The organism is Variovorax sp. YR750 (assembly GCF_900109805.1).
GTDB classification, from domain to species: domain Bacteria; phylum Pseudomonadota; class Gammaproteobacteria; order Burkholderiales; family Burkholderiaceae_C; genus Variovorax; species Variovorax gossypii.
The window spans coordinates 19869-40482 of sequence record NZ_FOBJ01000001.1 but is presented as its reverse complement, the minus strand read 5'-3'; the positions used below and the strand labels follow the sequence as shown (position 1 = coordinate 40482).

Below are 20614 nucleotides of genomic sequence, written 5' to 3'. Positions count from 1 at the left end.
TTGCACGGGCCCGCAGCTTGCAGCAGGCCGCCGCCCCAGCCGTGGATGATAACGTCAGGGCATGCACGATTCCCTGGTTTCACCCCTCGCCGCACGATGGGCCTGCCTCCTGGCGGGCATGGCCGTCCTGCTGGTCACCGCAGGCTGTTCGTCGATGCGCGACACCCAGCGCGCCGAGCCCTACACCAACCAGGAATGGCTGCAGTCCGGCGCCAACCGCATCGCCAACCTGTCGCTGCGGGACAACCTGCAGTCGGTGCGCCGCGTGCAGAGCACGCTCTACAAGCGCAACCCGCGCGAGTGGCGAAAGTCTGCGGCCAGCATGGACGAAGCCATCCAGCGTTCCTGGGACGCGGTGCTCAAGGGTCCGCCCCTGCCCGAGCTGAAAGGCGCGAGCGGCATCGACGCCATCCGCATGGCCTTCGACAGCACCCCGCAGGGCTACCAGGGCGACCGGGTGGCGGCGCTGGTGTACGGCTGGGCCACCATGCTCAAGCAGGCCAACGGCGATACCTGGGACCAGACCATGCTCGACGGCGTCAACGCCGAGAACAGCTACCGTGCCGCGCGCAACTTCGAGATCTCGCTGTGGCTCATCACCTCCAAGACCGGCCCCGACGGCCAGCCGCTGCTGCTGGCCACCGAGATCAGCGACCGCGGCCGCAACCTCGTGGCCGACCGGGAGCTGTCGAAGGTGGTGGCGCGGCTCGACCTGCTGGCCGCCCAGGCCGACGAGAAATACCGCCGGGCGGCGCTCGACTTCGGGCAGAACTGGGTGATGGGCGTGGTCATGCCGCTTTTCACGCTGGTTCCCAAGTGAGCCTGCACAAGACGGCCCCCTAGAATGATCCCGCCCTCCCCCTCTCCTCAACCCATTCGAGGCTGCAGCAACTCATGAGCTCCATCAATTTCATCGGCGGCGAAAAAGGCGGTGTAGGCAAGTCGGTCACCGCGCGCGTTCTGGCGCAGTACTTCATCGACCACAGCCGGCCCTTCACGGGCTTCGACACCGACCGCTCGCACAGTTCGTTCACCCGCTTCTACGAAGGCTTCGCCTCGCCGGTGGTGGTCGACAGCTTCGAAGGGCTGGACACGGTCGTCAATGGCTTCGAGACCAATCCGCAGCAGAGCGTGATCGTCGACCTCGCGGCGCAGACGCTGGCGCCGCTGGCGCGCTGGATCAAGGAATCCGACCTGTTCGACGTGTTCGCCGAGATCGGCGTCACCGTCAACTTCTGGCACGTGCTGGACGACGGCAAGGACTCGACCGACCTGCTCGGCACGCTGATCGACACCTTCGGCAACCGGCCCAACTACATCGTGGTGCAGAACTACGGACGCGGAAGCGACTTCGGCATGCTGCTGGGTTCGCAGTCGCTCGCGAAGGCCACGTCCAACGGCGCCCGCGTGATCGCCCTGCCCCGCCTGCACGACGCGAGCATGCGCAAGATCGACGCGCAGAACACCAGCTTCTGGAAGGCCGTGAACGACCGCGACGGGCCGCATGCGCTGGGCCTGCTGGAGCGCCAACGCGTGAAGTCGTGGCTGGCTACTGCCTACGCGGCCTTCGATACGCTGCCCCTTTGAGCCTTCATCCGGTCGGTCGAGGCTGGGTGCACTCGACCTGGCCCGACGTCCCCAAGAAACAGAAAGAGGGAGATTCGCCTTGGACATCCACGTCAACCGAAACGGCCAGGCCTTCGGCCCCTACGAGGAGAGCGAGGCCAGGGCGCTCTACGCCCGGGGCAACATCGCCGTGACGGACCTGGTCTGGCGCAACGGAATGGCCGAATGGCAGACGGCCCTGCAGATGTTCGGCGAGCGGGCGGCGCAGCCTGGTGCGCCCCCGATGGTCTCGCCGCCTCCCTTGCCGCCGCAACAGGTATCCCCCGTGCCGGGCTACGCCGCGCCGCCGTCCTCCTACGGACAGCAGACCGTGGTGCCGCAGCAGGATCTGCCACCCAAACTGCATTGGGCGCTGGTCCTGTTGTTCACGGTATTGACCTTCGGCATCTTTGCCGTTGTCTGGCAGTTCTTCCAGTCCATGTGGGTGCGCCGCAGCATCGACCCTCAATCCAATGCCACCCTGTACCTGATCGGCTCCGTGGCTCTGGCTATCGTCGGGAGCGTGCTGGAAGCCGCCTCGGTCCTTTCGAACGCTCCGGGGCTTGATCTCCTGCTTCAGGTCCTGTCGTACGTGCTCTTCTTTTGCGGGTACTACTCGATGAGGCGCTCGATGATCGACCACTACAACAATGTCGAATCGATCGGGCTGACGCTCTCCGGGGTCATGACTTTCTTCTTCAGCATGCTCTACCTCCAATACCACATGACGCGGATCGCCAAGTGGAAGCAGACCGGAGAGATCAAGCCGCAGTAGCCAGCTTCGGGTGCCATCAGGCACCGCGCGCGAAAACTGCTCAGATCATCCCGCCGTTGATCGAGATCACCTGCCCCGTGATGTAGCCGGCCTCCTCGCTCGCGAGGAACGAAGCCAGCGCGGCCACCTCCTGCGGCGTACCGGCCCGCTTCACCGGCACTATCTGGTTGATGACCGCGGGGTCGAACACCGCGTCCGCCATCGGCGACGAGATGATCCCCGGCGCGATCGCATTCACCGTCACGCCTCGCGAAGCGACTTCGAGCGACAGCGCCTTGGTCGCGCTGTTCAGCGCACCCTTGGCCGCGGCGTAGTTGACCTGCCCCCGGTTGCCTGCGATCGCGGCCACCGACGAGATGTTCAGGACGCGTCCCCACCGCGTACGCATCATCGGCAGCAGCAGAGGCTGCGTGACGCGGAAGAAGCCGTTGAGCGACACGTCGATCACCTTGTGCCACTGGTCGGCGCGCATGCCGGGCAGCACGGCGTCGTCGTGCACGCCCGCGTTGTTGACGAGGATCTGCACCGGCCCGCCTTCGAGGATGCGCGCGCATGCCGTCGCGGCGGCCTCGTCGCTGCACAGGTCGAACACATGGCATTCGGCCTTGCCGCCCGCGGCCGTGATCGATGCCGCCAGTTGCTCGACCGCTTCGGGACGCGAATTGGCATGCAGCAGCACCGTCGCGCCGTCGCGCGCCAGGCGTTCGGCCATGGCGGCGCCGAGCGCGCCGCTGGCGCCGGTGATCAGTGCGCGTTTTCCTTCGAGACTCATGGCGTTGCCGTGCTTTCTGCTGCTATTGCCAGCGGGGTGTTCAGGACCACCACGGCACGGCCTTCGGCCAGCATGCGGCCGTCGTCGGCCTTCACCGTGAATTCATAGAGGATCTGCCGGTCGTCGCCCGACAGGCGCCGGGCCGCGACCTGCATGGCGCCGGGCACGTCGTCCAGGCGCGCCACCGCCAGCTTCACGTTGCGCGCGCTCGCGAGGAAGCCGGCCGAAGGAGCGCTGCCCTCTTCCGCCAGCAGGCCGCCGTGCAGCGCCATGGCCTGTGCGGCGTACTCGATGGCGTTCGGGGCCAGCAGGCCGCTTTCGGTGCGCAGCGGGTTGTCGGCCTGCGCGTGGGTTGTGGTGCTGCAGCGGATGGTGTCGGCGTCCCAGCCTTCGAGCCGCTCCAGCAGGCACATGCTGCCGCTGTGCGGAATGCGCCGGGCGATGCCCGCGCGGTCGAGCGTCTGCGGCGCGGTCAAGCGGCCGGCTCCAGGTCGGCCACCAGCAGCACGTTGGCGAAGGGGGTGCCCTCGCTCATCGGGATGCTCTGCACCCGGAAGCCGAGTCGCTGCAACAGCGCCGTCCACTCGGCCAGTGGCCGGCCCCAGGTCGGCGAGACCTTGTGGCCACGGATGCGCGTGACCGTGCGGTCGACCCACTGGCTGATCGCGAAGCCGCGCCGGCTCGAGGCATCGCCCACGCGCAGCAGCAGCCGCGCCTGCGGGTTGCCGCCGTTGCGCAGTGCGTCGCGCACACGCCGCAGCACGCCTTCCTGCGCCTCGAGGTCGACGTAGTGCAGCACGTCGAGGATCACGACGAGGTCGCAGTCCGGCAACGCGGCCGTGCACATGTCGGCGCAGACCAGCCTGGGAGTCGGCTGCAGGTGGCCGATGGAAGCCTCCGCGCGCGCCACGTCCTTGGGCATGAGCTCGATGCCGGTGTAGTCGGCGCCTTCGGGCGTGGCGAGCCACGACGACGGCCAGCGCCCCTGCTTCTGCATCGCGCTCATCGAGGCCAGCAGGCTGGCGAAGAGGCCCTGGCCGCAGCCGATGTCGACCACGCGGCGATGCTGTGCGCCGAAGAGCCCGCGTTCGAGCAGCCCCCGGAACACCGGATCGCGCCCCAGCTTGCCGCGTGCGAAGTGCCAGGCGAAGCTGCCGCCCTTCTTGTAGGGGATGGTGGCTGCCTCGTGCAGCTCGCGCCATGCGGTCTCGGTCGACGACGAGGGCGACATCACCGCGCTCATGGCTTCATTCCTTCCGGCAAGGTCACGGAGCGCAATCCATCGGCGCGCAGACGTTCGAGCAACAAGGGCAATACCTCCAGCAAAACAGGTTGTCCCGCGGCGGTGCGCGCGGCGTTGCCGTCGTGCAGCAACAGGATGTCGCGCGCCTGCAGGTTGCGGCTCAGGCGCGCCATCACCTTGGCGGCGTCGCCTTCGCGGGTGTCGAATCCGCGCCGCGTCCAGCTCACGAGCGAGAGGCCCAGGCGGTGCAGCACGGGTTCGAGGAACGGGTTGCGCAGCCCCGCCGGAGCACGAAAACAGGTCGGGCGCTGGCCGGTGACGTCGCTCAGGATGTCCTGCGCCCGCGCGATCTCGGCGGCGAAGCCGCGCGGCCCGAGAAAGGAGAAGTTGTGCCGGTGCCGCGCCGTGTGGTTCTGGATGCTGTGGCCACGCGCGACGATCTCGCGCGCCAGCGCGGGCTGGGCCAAGACGCGCTCGGCGATGCAGAAGAAGGTGGCGCGCTGGCCGTGCGCGTCGAGCAGGTCGAGCACGCGCGGCGTGACTTCGGGCTCGGGGCCGTCGTCGATGGTGATCGCCACTTCGCGACGCGCGGCAGCGGCCTCGGGCAGCCGTGTGACGTTGGGCCCCAGCAGGCTGCTGCGCGGCGTGAGACCGGCGCCGGTGATCAGCGCATGGTTCAGCACGATCGCGCCAACGGCCCACGGCAACGCGCCCGGCACCAGCACGCCCGCGCCGATGGCGGCAACGTGCCATGCGGCGCTGGCGCGGATGGCCGGCGGCCAGGGCCAGGATTCGGTGGGCGCGGGAGCGGAAGACATGAGGCCGGATTTTCCCCCGATCAGCCGCGCGCGGGCCGCGAAGGCCCCACGCTGCGCGCGAATGCCGCCGACAGCAGCAGCGCCAGCAGCGCCCCGGGCGCGACCACCCGGCCGATGGAAGACAGCGCCGGAATGTCCGAAATCGCGATCAGCCCGAAGGACACCACGGTCGTCAGGTTGGCCAGCATCAGCGACGCCAGCGTGTCCTCGTCGGCCCTGCCGGTGGTGCGCAGCTGGTCGAAGAAGAGCGCGTAGTTCGACCCAACCGCCACGATCAGCAGCAGCCCCACCAGGTGCAGGATGCCGAGCGCCGCCTGCAGCACAGCCATACCGCCCAGCGTGAGCACCACCGCGAACAGCAGCGGCTGGCACACGGCCAGCAGCCGGCGCCACGAGCGCAGGTAGATGCCGAGCAGCACCACGACGGCCAGCGCCCCGAGCAGCACCTGCACGAAGGCTTCGTGCAGATAGCGCTGGTAGAGGCTCGCAAGCTCTCGCCCGACGTCGACCACCTGCACCTCGGGCAACCCCGCCAGCGCCGCTTCGAGGCGGCCCTGGTCGAACTTCGCGCCGGGGTGCAGCACCACCAGCGTGCCCCAGCCGCCGCCGGGACGCTCGTACATCAGCGTGTTCAGGATGGGGCCGAGCGGCCCGTCGGCCAGTTCGGCGCGCTGCACCGGCGGCAGCTTGCGCGCAGCCTCGACGTCGGCCAGGAACGGGCCGAGTCGCGAAGCCGGCAGCGGCAGACCCTTGGTCGCCTCGGCCAGGTTGGCGCGCAGGGTTTCTGCATCGGGCAGGCCTGCGATGCGCGCCGCCTGCACTTCCAGGCTCGGCAGCACGCGCGTGACGGTCTCGTAGCCGACCAGTTCGCCGCTGTCGACCAGCGCGTCCAGCCGGGCGGCCGCCGCCTCGGTGTGGCGCAGCGCGGCCTGTTCGTCGTCGCCATAGGCGACCACCAGCACGCCGCCATCGCTCGCGCCGATGTCGTTGCGCAGCATTTCGTCGAGCTGCTGGGAAGCCTTGGGCACCGGGCTCATCGCGCCGAGGTCGGCACGCCACAGGTGGCCGCCCTGCCACAGCACCAGCGCCAGTGCGGCCACGCCCAGCGCCGCCAGCGGCCAGCGCAGACGCGGCAGGCCGCGCACCAGCGCGCCCGCCAGTTGCGCCATGTACCGGCGCATGCCCATGCCAGTGGCGCCATCGGGAGCCAGCACCGGCAGCACGTAGCGCGTGGCCAGCGCGGCCGAGACCAGGCCGGCGATGGAGAAAACGCCCAGCTGCGCCAGTCCCGGGAAGCCCGAGAACACCAGCGCCGCGAAGCCGCATACCGAGGTCAGCAGCCCGAGCCGCACCGTGGGCCAGTTCAGGTCGCGCCAGCGCTGCCAGCCGGTGCCGGCCACCGCGCCCGCCCCCACCTGCCGCGCTTGAATGAGGTAGTAGATGGCGTAGTCCACCGTCTCCCCGATCAGCGTGCTGCCGAAGCCCAGCGTGAGCCCGTGCACCGAGCCGAACACCAGGCTCACGCTCGCGGTGCCGATCACCACGCCCGTAGCCACCGGCAGGAAGGCGATGACCAGCGCGCGCGGCGAGGCGAAAGCCAGCAGCAGCAAACCGCCCATGACGATGCCGCCCACCACCGCGAGGTGGATCGCCTCGGTCTTGATCTTGTCGCGGCTCATCACCGAGAACACCGGCGGGCCGCTCAGCAGAAGCTTGGGCGCTTCCGCCCCCATGTCGCGCACAGCGGCCTCGTAGGCGGCATGCACGCGCGCGATGGCAACGGCCTGCGCGTCGAGGTCGCTGCCGGCGGCGCGCGTGGTGGCGATCATCAGCGCGCGAGGCGCGGTGCGCGACATCCACACGCCGTCCTCGCTGCGCGGCGAGCTGGCAGGCACCAGCTCCATGGCGATGCGCTGGGTTTCGCCGGTGGGGTCGCGGTCGAGGAAAGGCTTGATCACGTTGCCGGCCGGCGTGCCCAGCATCGACAGTGTTTCGTTGATGGCGTCGCGCAGGCCCTCGACGGTGAAATGCCCCGGATTCACCCCGGGCGAGAGCTGGTAGCGGTGCTCGAACACCCAGGTTCCGCTGTCGCTCCAGTCGCTGACGTCGCCGTTCTGCACCAGCTCGAAGAGCTTGCTCTGGCGCATTTCCTTTGCCACCGCGCGCGACACGGCGGCCCGTTGCTCCGTGCTGCCGCCTTCGATGCCCAGCATCAGCGTGCGCGAGGCGACGCCGCTTTGCAGCTGCTCGATCAGCACGCGCTGGCGCACGTCGGGGCTCTTGGGCAGGAATGCCGAGAGATCGGCGCCGATCTGCGTGCGCGCGATGACCACCACGCCGCACAGCAGCACCAGCAGCCATGCCAGCAGCACGACCGCCCTGCGCCGCCAGCCCGGCGGGCCGCCCGCCTGCTGCAGTTGCGTCACGGCGTGGTGCGTCCGGGCGTGCCGGCCGGCGCGGGTGCGGGTGCGGCTGCACCCGGCGTGATGTTCATGACCGAGCGGTCGCCGCCGACGAACTCCATCTCGAGCCCCAGCACGTCGCCCGCCCGGCCGCTGATGCGCATGCTGCGCACCTGCGCGGCGAGGCGGCTGTCCAGCGGCGTGAGGTCGAGCGTCCACCTGGCGGCGGAGCCCGACACGGTGCTGCGGAAATAGCGCTGCAGCGTGGCGCCGTCGCCCGTCAGCGTGCCGCGCATGGCTTCGACCAGGCCGAGCAGCTCGGGCATGCTGTCGAGCGCCAGCGTGCGGTTGCGGCCGCCGCGCGACAGCGTCAGCGTGTTGCCCTCGACCGCCATGGTCTCGATGCGCGGCGAAAGCGTGCGGCGCACCAGCTTGTCGGGCGCGTCGAAGCTCAGCGTGCCGCTGGCGTCGAGCGGGCCTTCGAGGCCGTGCACGAAGCGCTGTTCGGTGAAGCGGGCCTCGCCGCTCTTCTGCTTGGCCAGCAGCGTCATCAGCTCGGGCAGGTCGAACGCCGCCCAGGCCGGCACGGCGCAGAAGGCCAGCGCGAGCACGAATGCCCTGCAAAGCCGGTCAAGCCGCATCTTCGAGCCAGAAATCATGGAAATTGAACCAGTTGTAGGGGTACGCGCGGCACATCGCCTCCAGGCGCGCCACGTAGGCTTCGACAGCCGCCCGGATGCGCTGCTCGCGCTCCTCGGGGCTGGCGGCCCGCTCGCCGAAGTCGGCCAGCGGATCGAACCGGACATCGTAGCGCGCGCCTCCGCCGTAGAGACCCGCCATGAAGAACACCTTGCGGCGCAGTAGCGCGGCCAGGCGGAAGGGGCCATCGTTGAAGACGGCGGGCTGCCCGAGGAACGGCAGCACGATGTTGTTGCCGCGCTGATGCGCGGGCTGGTCCTCGCTGCCCGGCAGCGTGCGGTCGGCCAGCATGCCGCCCATGCCGCCGCCGTCGAGCCAGTCGCGCAGCTCGAGCATCGAGTGCGGCCGACCCAACGCGATGACATGGGGCCGCAGCCCGGGCACCGCGATGGCGTTGAGGATGCCCGTGATGCGCCGTGCGTTGTCCGGATACATCAGCATCGCGAGCCGCATGTGGCGCTGGTGCGTCTGCTGCTTGCAGGCACCCAGCGCCTCGAAGCTGCCGACGTGGGCGCCGAGCAGGAAGGCGCCCCGCCCGTTCGCCAGCTCGACGTCGAGCGGCTCGTTGCCCTCGATCTTCACCTTGAAGAGATCCATGCGTCCGCGCAGGAAATACACGCGGTCGAGCACGGTCGACGCGAAGGCATGCAGCAGCCGGAAACCGTCGACCCAGCCGGCGCGCGGTCCGATGGCGCGGAACAGATAGCGCTTGATGTGCCGGCGCTGCGCCGGCGCGAACAGCAGGAAATACAGCGCGATCGGCGGCAGCAGCAGGCGCGTGACGTGGCGCCCGCACACCAGCGCCATCATCACGATGAAGCGCAGCGCGAGCATGTTGCTGCGCTCGGGCGCATGCGCCCAGGCGCCGCTCTCGCCCTTCGGCGCGGCCTGTGCTGTGCGGTCCGCTTCGTTCACGGCGCGCGTCTCCACTTCGGTGTGCTTCATCACGCCGACTCTTGCATGCCCGTCCAGCGGCCGGTGACAGCCACGACGCCGTCGCAGCGAACGTCGAACCGCACGCCGCGGGCTGCTCCGGCTTCCGGATTCAGCTCGATGGAAAGCACCGCGCCGGGCCGCACGGGCGCCAGGAACTTGGCGGCAGCGAGCGTGGGGTGGTCGCCCAGCCGCGCCGCCAGCGCCGGCACGCGGCGAATGGCCTCCATCACCTCGGCCAGCACCAGCGCGCCCGGCAGCAGGGGCTGGCCCGGGAAGTGGCCGGCAAACACCGGGTGGTCGGCAGGCACCTCGTGCGCCATCTGCACCGGCGTGTCGTCTTCCGCCAGCTGCGCCAGCGCAAATTCGCGCAGCGCCCGCACGGTGAGCTTGCCCGTGCCTTCGCGCGGAAAGGCCTTCACCTGCACCACGCGACGCGGCACGAACACGGCCTCGAGCCGCTGCCGCAGGGCCGCGATGATCTCGCCGGCCGAGAGCGTCGGCGCAACCACGAAGGCCACCGGCCGCACGACGCCGTCGGCCACCTCGTCGGGCAGCCAGAAGGCGCCGTCGTCCACGCCGGGAATGCTGTTGAGATGAAAGTTCAGGTGCGCCAGCGAACTGCGCCGGCCCGCCACGTGGATCAGGTCGTTGGCGCGGCCGAAAAGGCGGAAACGCCGCTCGTCCAGCAGCTCGAGCACGTCGGCCATCGGCGTGGGCTCGGGAATGAAATCGCCGCTGAAGATGAAGCGCTCGGGGCCGCCGTCGGCCGAGGGCTCGGCATGCACGCGGATTTCGCCGAAGGTCTCCCAGATCTCGTTGTCGGTGGTGCGGCGCGTGGCGACCTGGCCCGACTCGGTGCTGCCGTAGATCTCGAGCAGCACGCCGCCCATAGCCTGCTCGGCCTGCTGCGCGAGCTGTGGCGACAGCGGCGCGGTGGCCGAAAGAATCAGGTCGACCGGCGGCAGCTCGATGCCCGAGAGCAGCAGCGTCTTGAGGTGGAACGGCGTGGTCACCAGCGCTCGCGGGCGCGGCACCGAAGCCAGCGTCTTCGCGACATCCGCCGGGAAGAACGGCCGGCCGCTCTCGAAGGCCGCACCGCCCAGCATTGCGAGCAGCACCGACGATTCGAGCCCGTAGCTGTGCTGCACCGGTACCGTGGCAACCAGCGTCAGGCCTTCGAGCGTGGGGCGCTCCAGCACACGGCACAGGCGCTTGACGGCCACTTCCACGTCGCCCACCAGCGTGCGCCAGGTCTTGGCGTGTGGCTGCGGCACGCCGGTGGAGCCGGAGGTCAGCAGGCTGGCCGCGTGCATGGCGCCATCGACGGCGGGCACGGCCGCAGCCGGATCTTCCGTCGGGCCCGCCGGGCCTGCGAGGCCGTCGACCGCGATGCGCTGCATGCCGGGGGTCTGCAGCTTCGGATCGTCGGTCAGCGCGAAGAGAGGCGAACCGCTGGATTCGAGCAGGCGCGCGAGCGTATCGGGTCGCGCATCGGGCGGCAGCATGCTGGCGTGGCCGCGCACCAGCGCCGCGCCGAGGCTCACCGCGAAGGCATAGCGGTCGACGCAGAGATTGACGGCGGCGCCCTCGGCCGGCAGCGTGGGAGCGAAGCGGGCCACGTCGGCCAGGAACTGGCGCGTGCTCACCGGCTCGCCGGCGCGCCATGCGAGAGGGGCGTCGAGGTCGCGGTTCGCGAGCAGCGGGAGGAAGCGGATGTCGTCTGTCGTCACGCGGGCGGCGCCTGTGTCATTGGCCGCCGGGGCTGGTGTCAACCGACGACGTGCCATAGAACGCGCGCACCGCGTCCACGAGGCGCGTACGTTCGAATTCGGGATGCAGCCGGTAGCGCACCAGGTGCTCGCCCACGAAAAGCAGCGTCACCATCACGGGCGACAGCACATTGGCGAACAGCGACCAGTCGGAGAACGGCCGAGTCAGGTAGATGATGATCGAGGCCACCACCATCACCGCGAAGAAACCTGTCCAGATGCGCGTGAGCTGCGTGGTGTAGGACAGCATGTGGCCGCGCAGCGGATGCACGCGCTGCGCGAACTGCGTGATCAGCGGCAGGCCCTTGCCGCGCAGCGTGGAGCCGAACCAGCCGCACAGCGCGGCGTTGATGGCCACGTGCTGCATCACGTACAGCCGGTTGGGATCGCCCGCCTCACCCAGGAAGACGAGCGAGAAGCCGCCGATGCCCGCAGCCGCGGCAATGGCAACGCCCCAGCGGCCGAACCAGCTGCCGGCCAGGCCCATGGCGGCGAGCCAGAGCGGACCGAGCAGCACGACCACCGCCCATGGCTGCGTCGCATGGAACAGCGTCATCCAGTGGGAGAGGCCGGCATATGCGACACCCACCACCAGCAGGAGCGCTATTCGCCATCGGGACATGGGATCAGGTAGCGACGCGATGCTGCGCGACGTGGGCCGCGAGCGTGCGCAGCGACTGGAAGATCTGCTGGTTGCGTTCGTCGTCCGAACGCAGCTGGAAACCGTAGCGGCGCGAGACTTCGAGCGCGACTTCGAGGATGTCGATCGAGTCGAGGCCGAGTCCTTCGCCGTAGAGCGGCTCGGTCGGCACGATGTCCTCGGGAGCCACTTCGAGATTGAGCGCGTTCACGAGCAGCACGGCCAGCTCTTTTTCGATCGGCGATTGTTCGGAGGCATCGCCGTTGGCGGGAATGGGGGGCTGGGCAGTCGATGACAAAAAAACCTCCTAAAACTTATTCCTGAACCACCGTGCGGGCCGTGGATTATAGGAGTGCAGTCCAGGGGACCGTTGCGAAGCCGCACGGAGCGGAATTACGCCGGAATTGCGCACTCTTTCGGCCTGTTTCACTCTCTTGCAGGCCCTAGACTACCCCCTTCGATACGACCCGGAGCGCCCCATGGCCGACCCTCTTCTGATCGCACGGCACGACACCATCGAGTGCAACCTCCTACCCGGCCTTGCCAACCGCCATGGCCTCATCACGGGCGCCACCGGCACCGGCAAGACAGTCACCCTGCAGACCATCGCCGAAAAACTTTCATCCATCGGCGTTCCGGTGTTCATGGCCGACGTCAAGGGCGACCTGACGGGCATCAGCCAGAAAGGCGCCATCGGAGCAAAGCTGGCCGCCACGCTCAAGGAACGCGGCATCGAGGTGCCCGAGCCCTCCGCCTGCCCCGTCACGCTGTGGGACGTGTTCGGCGAACAGGGCCATCCGGTTCGTGCCACCGTTTCCGACATGGGCCCCCTGCTGCTGGGTCGCATGCTCGACGTGAACGAAACCCAGGCCGGCGTGCTGAACCTGGTGTTCAAGATCGCCGACGACAACGGCCTGCTGCTGCTCGACCTGAAAGACCTGCGCGCCATGCTGCAGTACGTGGGCGACAACTCGAGTCAGTTCACCACGCAGTACGGCAACATCAGCGCCGCCAGCGTGGGCGCCATCCAGCGCGGGCTGCTGCAGATCGAGACCCAGGGCGGCGAGAAGTTCTTCGGCGAGCCGATGCTCAACATCTCCGACTTCATGCAGACCGAGGGCGGCAAGGGGGTGATCAACATCCTCGCGGCCGACAAGCTCATGAATTCGCCTCGCCTGTACGCCACCTTCCTGCTGTGGATGCTGTCGGAGCTGTTCGAGCAGCTGCCCGAAGTAGGCGACCCCGAGCAGCCCAAGCTGGCCTTCTTCTTCGACGAGGCCCACCTGCTGTTCAACGAGGCGCCCAAGGCGCTGGTGGAGCGCATCGAGCTCGTGGTGCGGCTGGTGCGCTCCAAGGGCGTCGGCGTGTACTTCGTCACCCAGAACCCGCTGGACATTCCCGACACCGTGCTGGCCCAACTGGGCAACCGCGTGCAGCACGCGCTGCGCGCCTTCACCCCGCGCGACCAGAAGGCCGTGAAGGCCGCCGCGAGCACCATGCGCCAGAAGCCGGGCCTCGACATCGAGACCGCCATCACCGAACTCGCGGTCGGCGAGGCGCTGGTGAGCTTTCTCGACGAGAAAGGCCGCCCCAGCGTGACCGAGCGCGTGTTCGTGCTGCCGCCGGGCAGCCAGCTCGGCCCGATCACGCCCGACCAGCGCAAGGCGCTGATCTCGGGCTCGCTCGTCGCCGGCGTCTACGAGAAATCGGTGGATCGCGAATCGGCCTACGAGAAGCTCAAGGGCCGTGCCGAAAGCGCGCCCGACGCTCCTGCCGCAGCGGCTCCGGGCGCCAAGGGCACGGCCGAATCCTCGGGCTCCGGCATGGGCAGCATGCTCAACGACATGCTCTTCGGCACCACCGGCCCGCGCGGCGCCAAGCACGACGGACTGGTGCAGACCATGGCCAAGTCGGCGGTGCGCACCATGGGCACCTCGGTGGGCAAGGAGATCCTGCGCGGCGTGCTGGGCGGGATCTTCGGCAGCAAGAAGCGCTAATAAGCCCCAAAGGGGCCAAGGGGCCCGCCCGCCTACCAGCGCAGCAGGCGCGGCCCCAGCAAGGCGCCCACCAGGATGGGCACCGCGATCCCGCTCACATACCAGACGGCAAGGAAGGGCGCGGTCAGCTCCATGCAGTGAAGCGCGTAGATCGAGGCTCCGACGCCTCCGGCCAGCGCCCCCGCCGCGGCGCCCGCCAGCGCGGGCCGCGTGGGTGCCATGCTCCTGAGCGCCACCAGCGCGGCGGCGAACACCGGCAGCGCCATCAGCCCGATGCTCGCCGCGCAGATGCGCCACGACTGCCCCATCAGCGAAGGCATGCGCTCCTCGGCCGGCAAGGTGAACCAGGCGATCACAGCCAGCAGCCACACCCCGAGCACGGGCAGCGCGGCGCCCATCCAGGCATGCCGGGGCTTCACGCCCGGCCGCCCCAGCCGTTCGGCAGCCACGAAGCCGGCGGCCGCGATGCACAGCGGAAACAGCACCTTGACCCAGAACATCGGCCAGAACATGGCCTGCACGATGTCGTGCCGCACGCCGTACGCGGCGAACAGGATCGCGAACGAGAACGGCAACCCCAGCAGCACGGCCAGCCAGATGCGGTAGCTGGCGCGGCGGCGCGGCACGGCCACTTCGCCGTTGGCGAGCATCGCGACCAGGTCGTCGGTCTTCATGCCGCGGCTCCCCAGTTGTTGCCGAAACGGGCGGCCAGCGCCTTGAGCCCGCGGTGGATGCCCACCTTCACCGCCGACTCCGACATGCCCGTCAGGCTCGCCGTCTCGGCCACCGAGCGGCCCTCGATCTTCACGTGCACGATGGGCAGGCGCTGGCGCTCTGGCAGGGTCTCGAGCAGGCCGCCGAGGTCGCGCTTCGCGTCGCTGGCTTCTTCGGCGGATTCTGCGAACACGGCCAGCTCGTCGTCCAGCGGGTCATGCAGGTCTTCGCGGGCCGACTTGGCACGCAGCAGGTCGATCATCTTGTAGCGCGCGATGGCATGCACCCAGGCCGTCAGCGGCTGGTCGCTCTGGTAGGTGTGGCGCTGGTTGTGCATGGCGAGCAGGCATTCCTGGACAAGGTCTTCCACTTCATCGGGCCAGCCAAAGAGGCGCTTGCCCAGAAAGGCGCGCAGGTGCGCGCTGAGCTGCTGCAGGAAGTCGCGGTAGGCCTTCGCGTCGCCGTCGAGGCCGCGAAGGAACAGGCCGCGCAGCGCCGCTTCCGCGTCGCCCGGGTTCGTCCTGCTGCCTACTGTGGTTCGTGTCATCCGGCCGGCCGGTTACAGCTCCGGCGAAAAAAGTCCTGGTGAATTGTGCCGTGTGCCGGCGCTACGCCTGGGCTAAGCTCGCCCGCACCCCGCGAAAGCCGTGGAAACGATGGAAGGAGCATCCATGTTCAGCGGACTCGTCTCGCACCCCTGGGCCTATCCGGCGCTGGAGGTCGTGCACATCGTCGGCATCGCGATGCTGTTCGGCGGCCTGCTGGTGTTCGAGCTACGCGCGTTCGGACTGGGCCGCGACCTGCCGGCCGCCCTGCTCGCCCGCCTCACGCTGACACCCGCCCTGGCCGGCTTCGGGCTGTGCGCCGCCACCGGCCTCACGATGTTCGCCGGCCAGCCGGGCGAGCTGCTGGCGAACCCGGCCTTCAGGCTGAAGCTGCTGCTGATCGCGCTGGCGGGCGTCAATGCGCTGCTCTTCCATCTGCTCGGTGGCACCGCCACGCTGGAGAGCCGGCGCGGCAGGCTGCAATGCCTCATGTCCTTGGGGTTTTGGCTCGCTGTCATCATCTGCGGTCGCTGGATCGCCTACGCCTGAACAAGCAAGGAGCCTGAGATGACGATGCAAAGACGCGCCTTCGTTGCCAGTTCCCTCGCCCTGGCCTCCCCGGCCTGGGCCCATCACGGTTGGAGCAGCTTCGACCAGGACCGCCCCCTCTACCTCGAGGGGCGCGCCACCAAGGTCATGTGGCGCAATCCGCACGGAGAGCTGGAGCTCGAGCTGCCCGAGAAGCTCGCGCTGCCGCCCGACCTGAAGCAGCGCCCGCTGCCGAAGCAGAGCGCCGACGTGGACGGCCCCGGCCTGCTCGCCAAGGCGCAGCTGCCCACCCGCACCGACCGCAAGTGGCTGGTCGAACTCGCGCCGCTCACGCGCCTGCAGGCCTGGAGCGTGGAAGAGATCAAGCCCGGCACGCAGGTGGCCGTGCTGGGCTTCACCCACGCCGGCGAAAAGGGCGACGCGGTGCTGCGGGCCGAATACCTCTTCGTCGGCGGCAAGACCTACGGCCTGCGTTCCTCGCCGGCCTGACGTGGGGGCGCCCCTGCTTGCAAGCCGTGCAGACGGTCGGTACATTGCATTTTTTGAGGGCCTCCAATGTCTGCTGACAGCACAACGATCCCTTCCGTCCCCGGCGGCGCGACGCCCCTCCCCCCACCCCACCCCTCCACGTCGACCGGCCACATCCGGCTGACCTCGCACGCCGGCGGCTTCGGCGCGCTGCCCATCCGCTGGGGCGCGGCCACGCCGGCCGAGCGGGGGCCGGTGGTCGGCACCACCACCAAGCGGGCGCACCGCAACGTGATCGGCACGCACAGCGGCTCCTACAGCGTCTACCGCGCGCTCGCGGTGGCGGCCGGTGCGCTCAAGCGCGAGCACAAGGCCGACCTGACGAACACCGCGCCCACCGACGTGATCGGCCCCTATCCGCAATGGAGCGAGCCGGGGCGCATCGTGTCGCTGGACCCGTGGGGCGCGCAGGTGGCGGACGTGTTCGCCACCGAACTGGCGGCGGGCTACGACATCCGCCCGACCATCGCGATCACCAAGGCGCACGTGATCCTGCCCGAGGTGATCGAGGCGCTGCAGAAGGGCCGCCTCAAGGCCGACGGCAAGTTCCTCACTGCCGGCGGCGCCGCGATGGTGACCAAGGCCGCCATCGAGCCCGTGTGGTACCTGCCCGAGGTGGCGCGCCGGTTCGGCTGCTCCGAGACCGACCTGCGCCGCACGCTCTTCGAGGAAACCGGCGGCATGTACCCCGAGCTGGTGACACGCTCCGACCTCGAGGTGTTCCTGCCGCCCATCGGCGGGCAGACGCTCTACATCTTCGGCAACCCGCGCGACCTGGCCAACCCCGAGGTCGAGCTCACCGCGCGCATCCACGACGAGTGCAACGGCTCCGACGTCTTCGGCTCCGACATCTGCACCTGCCGGCCCTACCTCACGCACGCCATCGAGGAGTGCATCCAGGGCGCGCAGCGCGGCGGCGTCGGGCTCATCGCCTACTCTCGCAAGGAAGGCCGCGCGCTGGGCGAAGTGACCAAGTTCCTGGTCTACAACGCACGCAAGCGCCAGGTGGGCGGCGATACGGCCGACCAGTATTTCGCGCGCACCGAGTGCGTGGCCGGCGTGCAGGACATGCGCTTCCAGGAACTGATGCCCGACGTCTTCCACTGGCTCGGCATCAGGAAGATCCATCGGCTCGTGTCGATGAGCAACATGAAGTTCGACGCGATCACCGGCTCAGGCATCGAGATCGGCGAGCGCGTGAACATTCCCGACGAGCTGATCCCGGCGGACGCCCGAGTAGAGATGGACGCCAAGATGGCGGCGGGCTACTTCACGCCCGGTCCGGTCCCGGACGCCGAGGAACTGAAGAAGGCCAAGGGCCGGGGATTGAGCGAATGAGCAGCAGCAACGACGAGAAGTACATGCCGGTCGACGGCTCCGGCAGCCTGCCGCCGGGCGGCGCGGGCGATGTCGATCCGTCCATCGAATTCACCGCCGACACCGCCCATCCGGCGGGAGCGGCCACGCTGCTGCGCACCACCGCCGCCATCCGCCAGCGCGCGAACGCCCTGCTGGCACGCGCCCGGCGCGGCGAATCGCAGTGGTTCCGCATCGGCGGCGACGACTCGCTCGAAGACGCGGCGCGCACCGTCGCCGAGGTCACGCGCGAGCGCTATCCGTGGGACACCATCCCGTATCACAGCCGCTGGCGCCATTTCGAGGCTGGCGGCGTGAACCGCGTCGAAGAGCTCGACAAGCTGCTCGGCAATGCCGACGCACGCCAGCGCGCCCGCGCCCACATCGACCTCGTGCTGGTGAGCGTGCTGCTCGACGCCGGCGCCGGACCGGGCTGGCACTACACCGAATCGGCCACCGGCCAGCGCTTCACTCGCTCTGAAGGACTGGGCGTGGCGAGCTTCCATGCGTTCACGAGCGGGCTCTTCTCGTCCGACCCCGACCATCCGTATCAGGTCGATGCGGCCGGCCTGCGCGGGCTGGTCACCGACCGGCTCGGCGACGCCTTCCAGGTCAGCGAAATCAATCCGCTGGTCGGCCTCGCGGGCCGCGCCACGCTGCTGCGCCGGCTCGGCGAAGCTATGAGCGAGCAACCCGAGACCTTCGGAGACGACGGTCGGCCCGGCCGGCTGTTCGACGCACTGGTCGGCCCCTACGGCCCGGCCGCACCGCCCACCGCCGAGATCACGGCGCACCAGATCCTTTCGCTGCTGCTGGAGACGCTCTCGCGCATCTGGCCGGCGGCCAACGCGGTCGACAGCATCGCGGCCGACGGCAGCGACAGCGCGGGCGGCATCAGCTCGGGCGACCCCGCGCTGGCGCTCGGCGACTGCTGGCGCCACAGCGCCGTGCGCGGCCCGGGCCTCACCAACGGCTGGATGCCCTTCCACAAGCTCTCGCAGTGGCTCACGTATTCGCTGCTCGAGCCCTTCGAGTGGGCCGGCGTGAAGGTGCGCCACCTCGACGCGCTCACCGCCCTGCCCGAGTACCGCAACGGCGGCCTGCTGATCGACAGCGGCGTGATCGTGCCGAAAGACCCGGCCTTCCTTGCCCGCACCTGGAAGGTGGGCGACGAATTCATCGTCGAATGGCGCGCGCTCACGGTGGCGCTGCTCGACGAGGTCGCGCCGCGCGTGCGCAAGGTGCTCGACCGCACCGAGGAAGAGCTGCCGCTGGCCTGCGTGCTCGAAGGCGGCACCTGGGCCGCCGGCCGCGCTCTGGCACAACGATTGCGTGACGGTGCGCCGCCTCTGCTGATCGAGAGCGACGGCACTGTCTTTTAGACTCGGGTGTTCCCCGTCTTCCAGCAACGCCACAAAGAATTCCAATGAGCAGCAACGTCCACCTCCTCGACCACCCCCTCATCCAGCACAAGCTCACGCTGATGCGCCGCAAGGACGCGTCCACCAACAGCTTCCGCCGGCTCCTCAACGAAATCAGCATGCTGATGGCCTATGAGGTCACGCGCGACATGCCGATGCAGGACATCGAGGTCGAGACCCCGCTCGAGACCATGCAGGCCAAGGTCATCGACGGCAAGAAGCTGGTGCTGGTGTCCATCCTGCGCGCCGGCACGGGCATCCTGGACGGCATGCTCACCGTGGTGCCGGGCGCGCGCGTCGGCCACATCGGCCTGTACCGCGACCCCAAGACGCTGACGGCCGTCGAGTACTACTTCAAGATGCCCGGCGAGATGGAGAACCGCGACGTGATCGTGGTCGACCCGATGCTGGCCACGGGCAACTCGGCCGTCGCGGCGGTCGAGCGGCTGAAGGAACTCAACCCGAAGTCGATCAAGTTCGTCTGCCTGCTGACCTGCCCCGAGGGCGTCGCGACGATGCAGAAGGCGCACCCGGACGTGGCGATCTACACCGCCGCGATCGACCGCGAGCTCAACAGCCACGGCTACATCCTGCCGGGCCTGGGCGACGCGGGCGACCGGATCTTCGGCACGAAGTAAGGCTCGCCCCCAGGCTGCGCGCACTTCGTGTCGCTTCGCCAACCCCCTACCGGGGGCAACACCTGAGGCCCGGCAAAGCCGGTTCCTCGGTGTTTCTGGAATGGGGCACAGGCGGTTTTTGGGGCCGCGCCCTGGCGGGCACGGGGATTGCAGCGCTAGTTCTTTCATTACCAATCGAATCGAGGAGAAGCACCGTGACCGCACGTCGTCAATTGATCATCCGTTCCGTCGCCGTTGCCGCAGCGCTCGCTGCGGTGGGCACTCCGGGCCTTGCGCTCGCGCAGGCCAAGCTGAAGGTGGCGGCTGTGTACACCGTGCCGTTCGAGCAGCAATGGGTGGGCCGCATCCACAAGGCGCTGAAGGCGGCCGAGGCGCGCGGGGAGATCGAGTACAAGGCCACCGAGAACGTGAGCAATGCCGACTACGAGCGCGTGATGCGCGAGTACGCCACGGCCGGCAACCAGCTGATCCTGGGCGAGGTGTTCGGCGTGGAGGCGGCGGCGCGCAAGGTGGCGAAAGACTTTCCGAAGGTGGCCTTCCTGATGGGCTCGTCGCTCAAGCCCCAGGCGCCCAACTTCAGCGTGTTCGACAACTACATCCAGGAGCCCGCCTACCTCAGCGGCATGGTGGCCGGCGGCATGACGAAGAGCAACCGCATCGGCATGGTCGGCGGCTTCCCGATTCCGGAGGTCAATCGCCTGATGAACGCCTTCATGGCCGGCGCGAAGGAAACGAACCCGAAGGTGGAGTTCAGCGTGAGCTTCATCAACAGCTGGTTCGATCCGCCGAAGGCCAAGGAAGCGGCCTTCGCCATGATCGACAAGGGCGCCGACGTGATGTACGCGGAGCGCTTCGGCGTTTCCGACGCGGCCAAGGAAAAGGGCAAGCTCGCCATCGGCAACGTGATCGACACGCAGAGCCAGTACCCCGACACAGTGGTGGCCTCGGCCCTGTGGAACTTCGAGCCCGCGGCCGACCGCGCGATCAAGCTCGTGAAGGAAGGCAAGTTCGCCGCCGAGGACTACGGCCAGTACGCGCAGATGAAGCACAAGGGCTCCGAGCTCGCGCCGCTGGGCACCTTCGAGAAGAAGGTTCCGGCCGACATCGTCGCCAAGGTGAAGGCGAAGCAGGCAGACATCCTCTCGGGCAAGTTCAGCGTGAAGGTCGACGACTCGCAACCCAAGTCCACCGCGAAGTGAGGATGCCG

General features: G+C 69.0%; 22 protein-coding genes. 10 read left to right on the top strand and 12 right to left on the bottom strand.

The window, feature by feature from the left end:
- Nucleotides 1–61: 61 nt before the first annotated feature.
- The 3 genes from BMY35_RS00210 to BMY35_RS00200 all read left to right on the top strand — a co-directional run bounded on the left by BMY35_RS00210 (nt 62) and on the right by BMY35_RS00200 (nt 2380).
- Nucleotides 62–820 (top strand): hypothetical protein, encoded by a 759-nt coding sequence (locus BMY35_RS00210; protein ID WP_093194992.1) that lies wholly within the window; start codon nt 62–64, stop codon nt 818–820.
- A gap of 74 nt (nt 821–894) precedes the next feature.
- The gene (locus tag BMY35_RS00205) at nt 895–1587 is read left to right on the top strand and encodes a P-loop NTPase family protein (RefSeq protein WP_093194991.1); all 693 of its coding nucleotides are present in this window, start codon (nt 895–897) and stop codon (nt 1585–1587) included.
- Between the two features lie 79 nt (nt 1588–1666).
- Complete coding sequence (locus BMY35_RS00200; RefSeq protein WP_177213544.1) at nt 1667–2380, top strand: DUF4339 domain-containing protein; 714 nt, start codon at nt 1667–1669, stop codon at nt 2378–2380.
- A 40-nt stretch (nt 2381–2420) separates the two neighbouring features.
- Here BMY35_RS00200 and fabG read toward each other — a convergent pair whose 3' ends face one another.
- From fabG to BMY35_RS00150, 10 genes are read right to left on the bottom strand one after another with little or no spacing between them, the layout of a single operon-like run.
- Nucleotides 2421–3152, bottom strand: a complete 732-nt coding sequence (fabG, locus tag BMY35_RS00195) for a 3-oxoacyl-ACP reductase FabG (protein ID WP_093194989.1) — start codon at nt 3150–3152, stop codon at nt 2421–2423.
- The gene (locus BMY35_RS00190) at nt 3149–3628 is read right to left on the bottom strand and encodes a hotdog family protein (RefSeq protein ID WP_093194988.1); all 480 of its coding nucleotides are present in this window, start codon (nt 3626–3628) and stop codon (nt 3149–3151) included. The genes fabG and BMY35_RS00190 overlap by 4 nt, the downstream gene beginning before the upstream one ends.
- Complete coding sequence (locus BMY35_RS00185) at nt 3625–4395, bottom strand: class I SAM-dependent methyltransferase (RefSeq protein ID WP_093194987.1); 771 nt, start codon at nt 4393–4395, stop codon at nt 3625–3627. Before BMY35_RS00185 ends, BMY35_RS00190 begins: the two co-directional genes overlap by 4 nt.
- A complete protein-coding gene (locus BMY35_RS00180; protein WP_093194986.1) occupies nt 4392–5213 on the bottom strand; it encodes a polysaccharide deacetylase family protein in 822 nt (273 codons plus the stop codon). The genes BMY35_RS00185 and BMY35_RS00180 overlap by 4 nt, the downstream gene beginning before the upstream one ends.
- Before the next feature lie 20 nt (nt 5214–5233).
- Nucleotides 5234–7639 (bottom strand): MMPL family transporter, encoded by a 2406-nt coding sequence (locus tag BMY35_RS00175; RefSeq protein ID WP_093194985.1) that lies wholly within the window; start codon nt 7637–7639, stop codon nt 5234–5236.
- Entirely contained in the window at nt 7636–8274 is a 639-nt protein-coding gene (locus BMY35_RS00170; protein ID WP_093194984.1) for a LolA-related protein, read from the bottom strand. The genes BMY35_RS00175 and BMY35_RS00170 overlap by 4 nt, the downstream gene beginning before the upstream one ends.
- A complete protein-coding gene (locus tag BMY35_RS00165; protein ID WP_093194983.1) occupies nt 8246–9259 on the bottom strand; it encodes an acyl-CoA synthetase in 1014 nt (337 codons plus the stop codon). The genes BMY35_RS00170 and BMY35_RS00165 overlap by 29 nt, the downstream gene beginning before the upstream one ends.
- Complete coding sequence (locus BMY35_RS00160; protein ID WP_093194982.1) at nt 9259–10980, bottom strand: AMP-binding protein; 1722 nt, start codon at nt 10978–10980, stop codon at nt 9259–9261. The genes BMY35_RS00165 and BMY35_RS00160 overlap by 1 nt, the downstream gene beginning before the upstream one ends.
- Nucleotides 10981–10996: 16 nt before the next feature.
- Entirely contained in the window at nt 10997–11641 is a 645-nt protein-coding gene (locus tag BMY35_RS00155) for a COG4648 family protein (protein ID WP_093194981.1), read from the bottom strand.
- Nucleotides 11642–11645: 4 nt separating this feature from the next.
- Nucleotides 11646–11957 (bottom strand): phosphopantetheine-binding protein, encoded by a 312-nt coding sequence (locus BMY35_RS00150; protein ID WP_093194980.1) that lies wholly within the window; start codon nt 11955–11957, stop codon nt 11646–11648.
- Nucleotides 11958–12138: 181 nt separating this feature from the next.
- Between BMY35_RS00150 and BMY35_RS00145 the strand changes: the two genes are divergently transcribed.
- Complete coding sequence (locus BMY35_RS00145) at nt 12139–13656, top strand: helicase HerA-like domain-containing protein (RefSeq protein WP_093194979.1); 1518 nt, start codon at nt 12139–12141, stop codon at nt 13654–13656.
- Between the two features lie 32 nt (nt 13657–13688).
- Here the strand turns inward: BMY35_RS00145 and BMY35_RS00140 are convergent, their stop codons facing one another.
- Both BMY35_RS00140 and BMY35_RS00135 read right to left on the bottom strand, forming a co-directional pair.
- Complete coding sequence (locus tag BMY35_RS00140; protein WP_093194978.1) at nt 13689–14330, bottom strand: NrsF family protein; 642 nt, start codon at nt 14328–14330, stop codon at nt 13689–13691.
- Nucleotides 14327–14917: a sigma-70 family RNA polymerase sigma factor gene (locus BMY35_RS00135; protein ID WP_093194977.1), complete on the bottom strand. Its 591-nt coding sequence runs from the start codon at nt 14915–14917 to the stop codon at nt 14327–14329. Before BMY35_RS00135 ends, BMY35_RS00140 begins: the two co-directional genes overlap by 4 nt.
- 124 nt (nt 14918–15041) lie before the next feature.
- Here BMY35_RS00135 and BMY35_RS00130 point away from each other — a divergent pair, with 124 nt between their 5' ends.
- The 6 genes from BMY35_RS00130 (at nt 15042) to BMY35_RS00105 (ending at nt 20606) form a co-directional block, all read left to right on the top strand.
- On the top strand, nt 15042–15464 hold the full coding sequence (locus BMY35_RS00130; RefSeq protein WP_093194976.1) for a hypothetical protein: 423 nt from the start codon (nt 15042–15044) through the stop codon (nt 15462–15464).
- An 18-nt stretch (nt 15465–15482) separates the two neighbouring features.
- Entirely contained in the window at nt 15483–15953 is a 471-nt protein-coding gene (locus BMY35_RS00125; protein ID WP_093194975.1) for a DUF6152 family protein, read from the top strand.
- A 66-nt stretch (nt 15954–16019) separates the two neighbouring features.
- The gene (locus BMY35_RS00120) at nt 16020–17330 is read left to right on the top strand and encodes a GTP cyclohydrolase II (protein ID WP_218152964.1); all 1311 of its coding nucleotides are present in this window, start codon (nt 16020–16022) and stop codon (nt 17328–17330) included.
- Entirely contained in the window at nt 17327–18730 is a 1404-nt protein-coding gene (locus tag BMY35_RS00115; RefSeq protein WP_093194974.1) for a URC4/urg3 family protein, read from the top strand. Before BMY35_RS00120 ends, BMY35_RS00115 begins: the two co-directional genes overlap by 4 nt.
- Before the next feature lie 44 nt (nt 18731–18774).
- Nucleotides 18775–19407, top strand: a complete 633-nt coding sequence (upp, locus tag BMY35_RS00110) for a uracil phosphoribosyltransferase (RefSeq protein ID WP_093194973.1) — start codon at nt 18775–18777, stop codon at nt 19405–19407.
- Nucleotides 19408–19601: 194 nt separating this feature from the next.
- Nucleotides 19602–20606 (top strand): BMP family protein, encoded by a 1005-nt coding sequence (locus tag BMY35_RS00105; protein ID WP_093194972.1) that lies wholly within the window; start codon nt 19602–19604, stop codon nt 20604–20606.
- Nucleotides 20607–20614 lie beyond the last annotated feature (8 nt).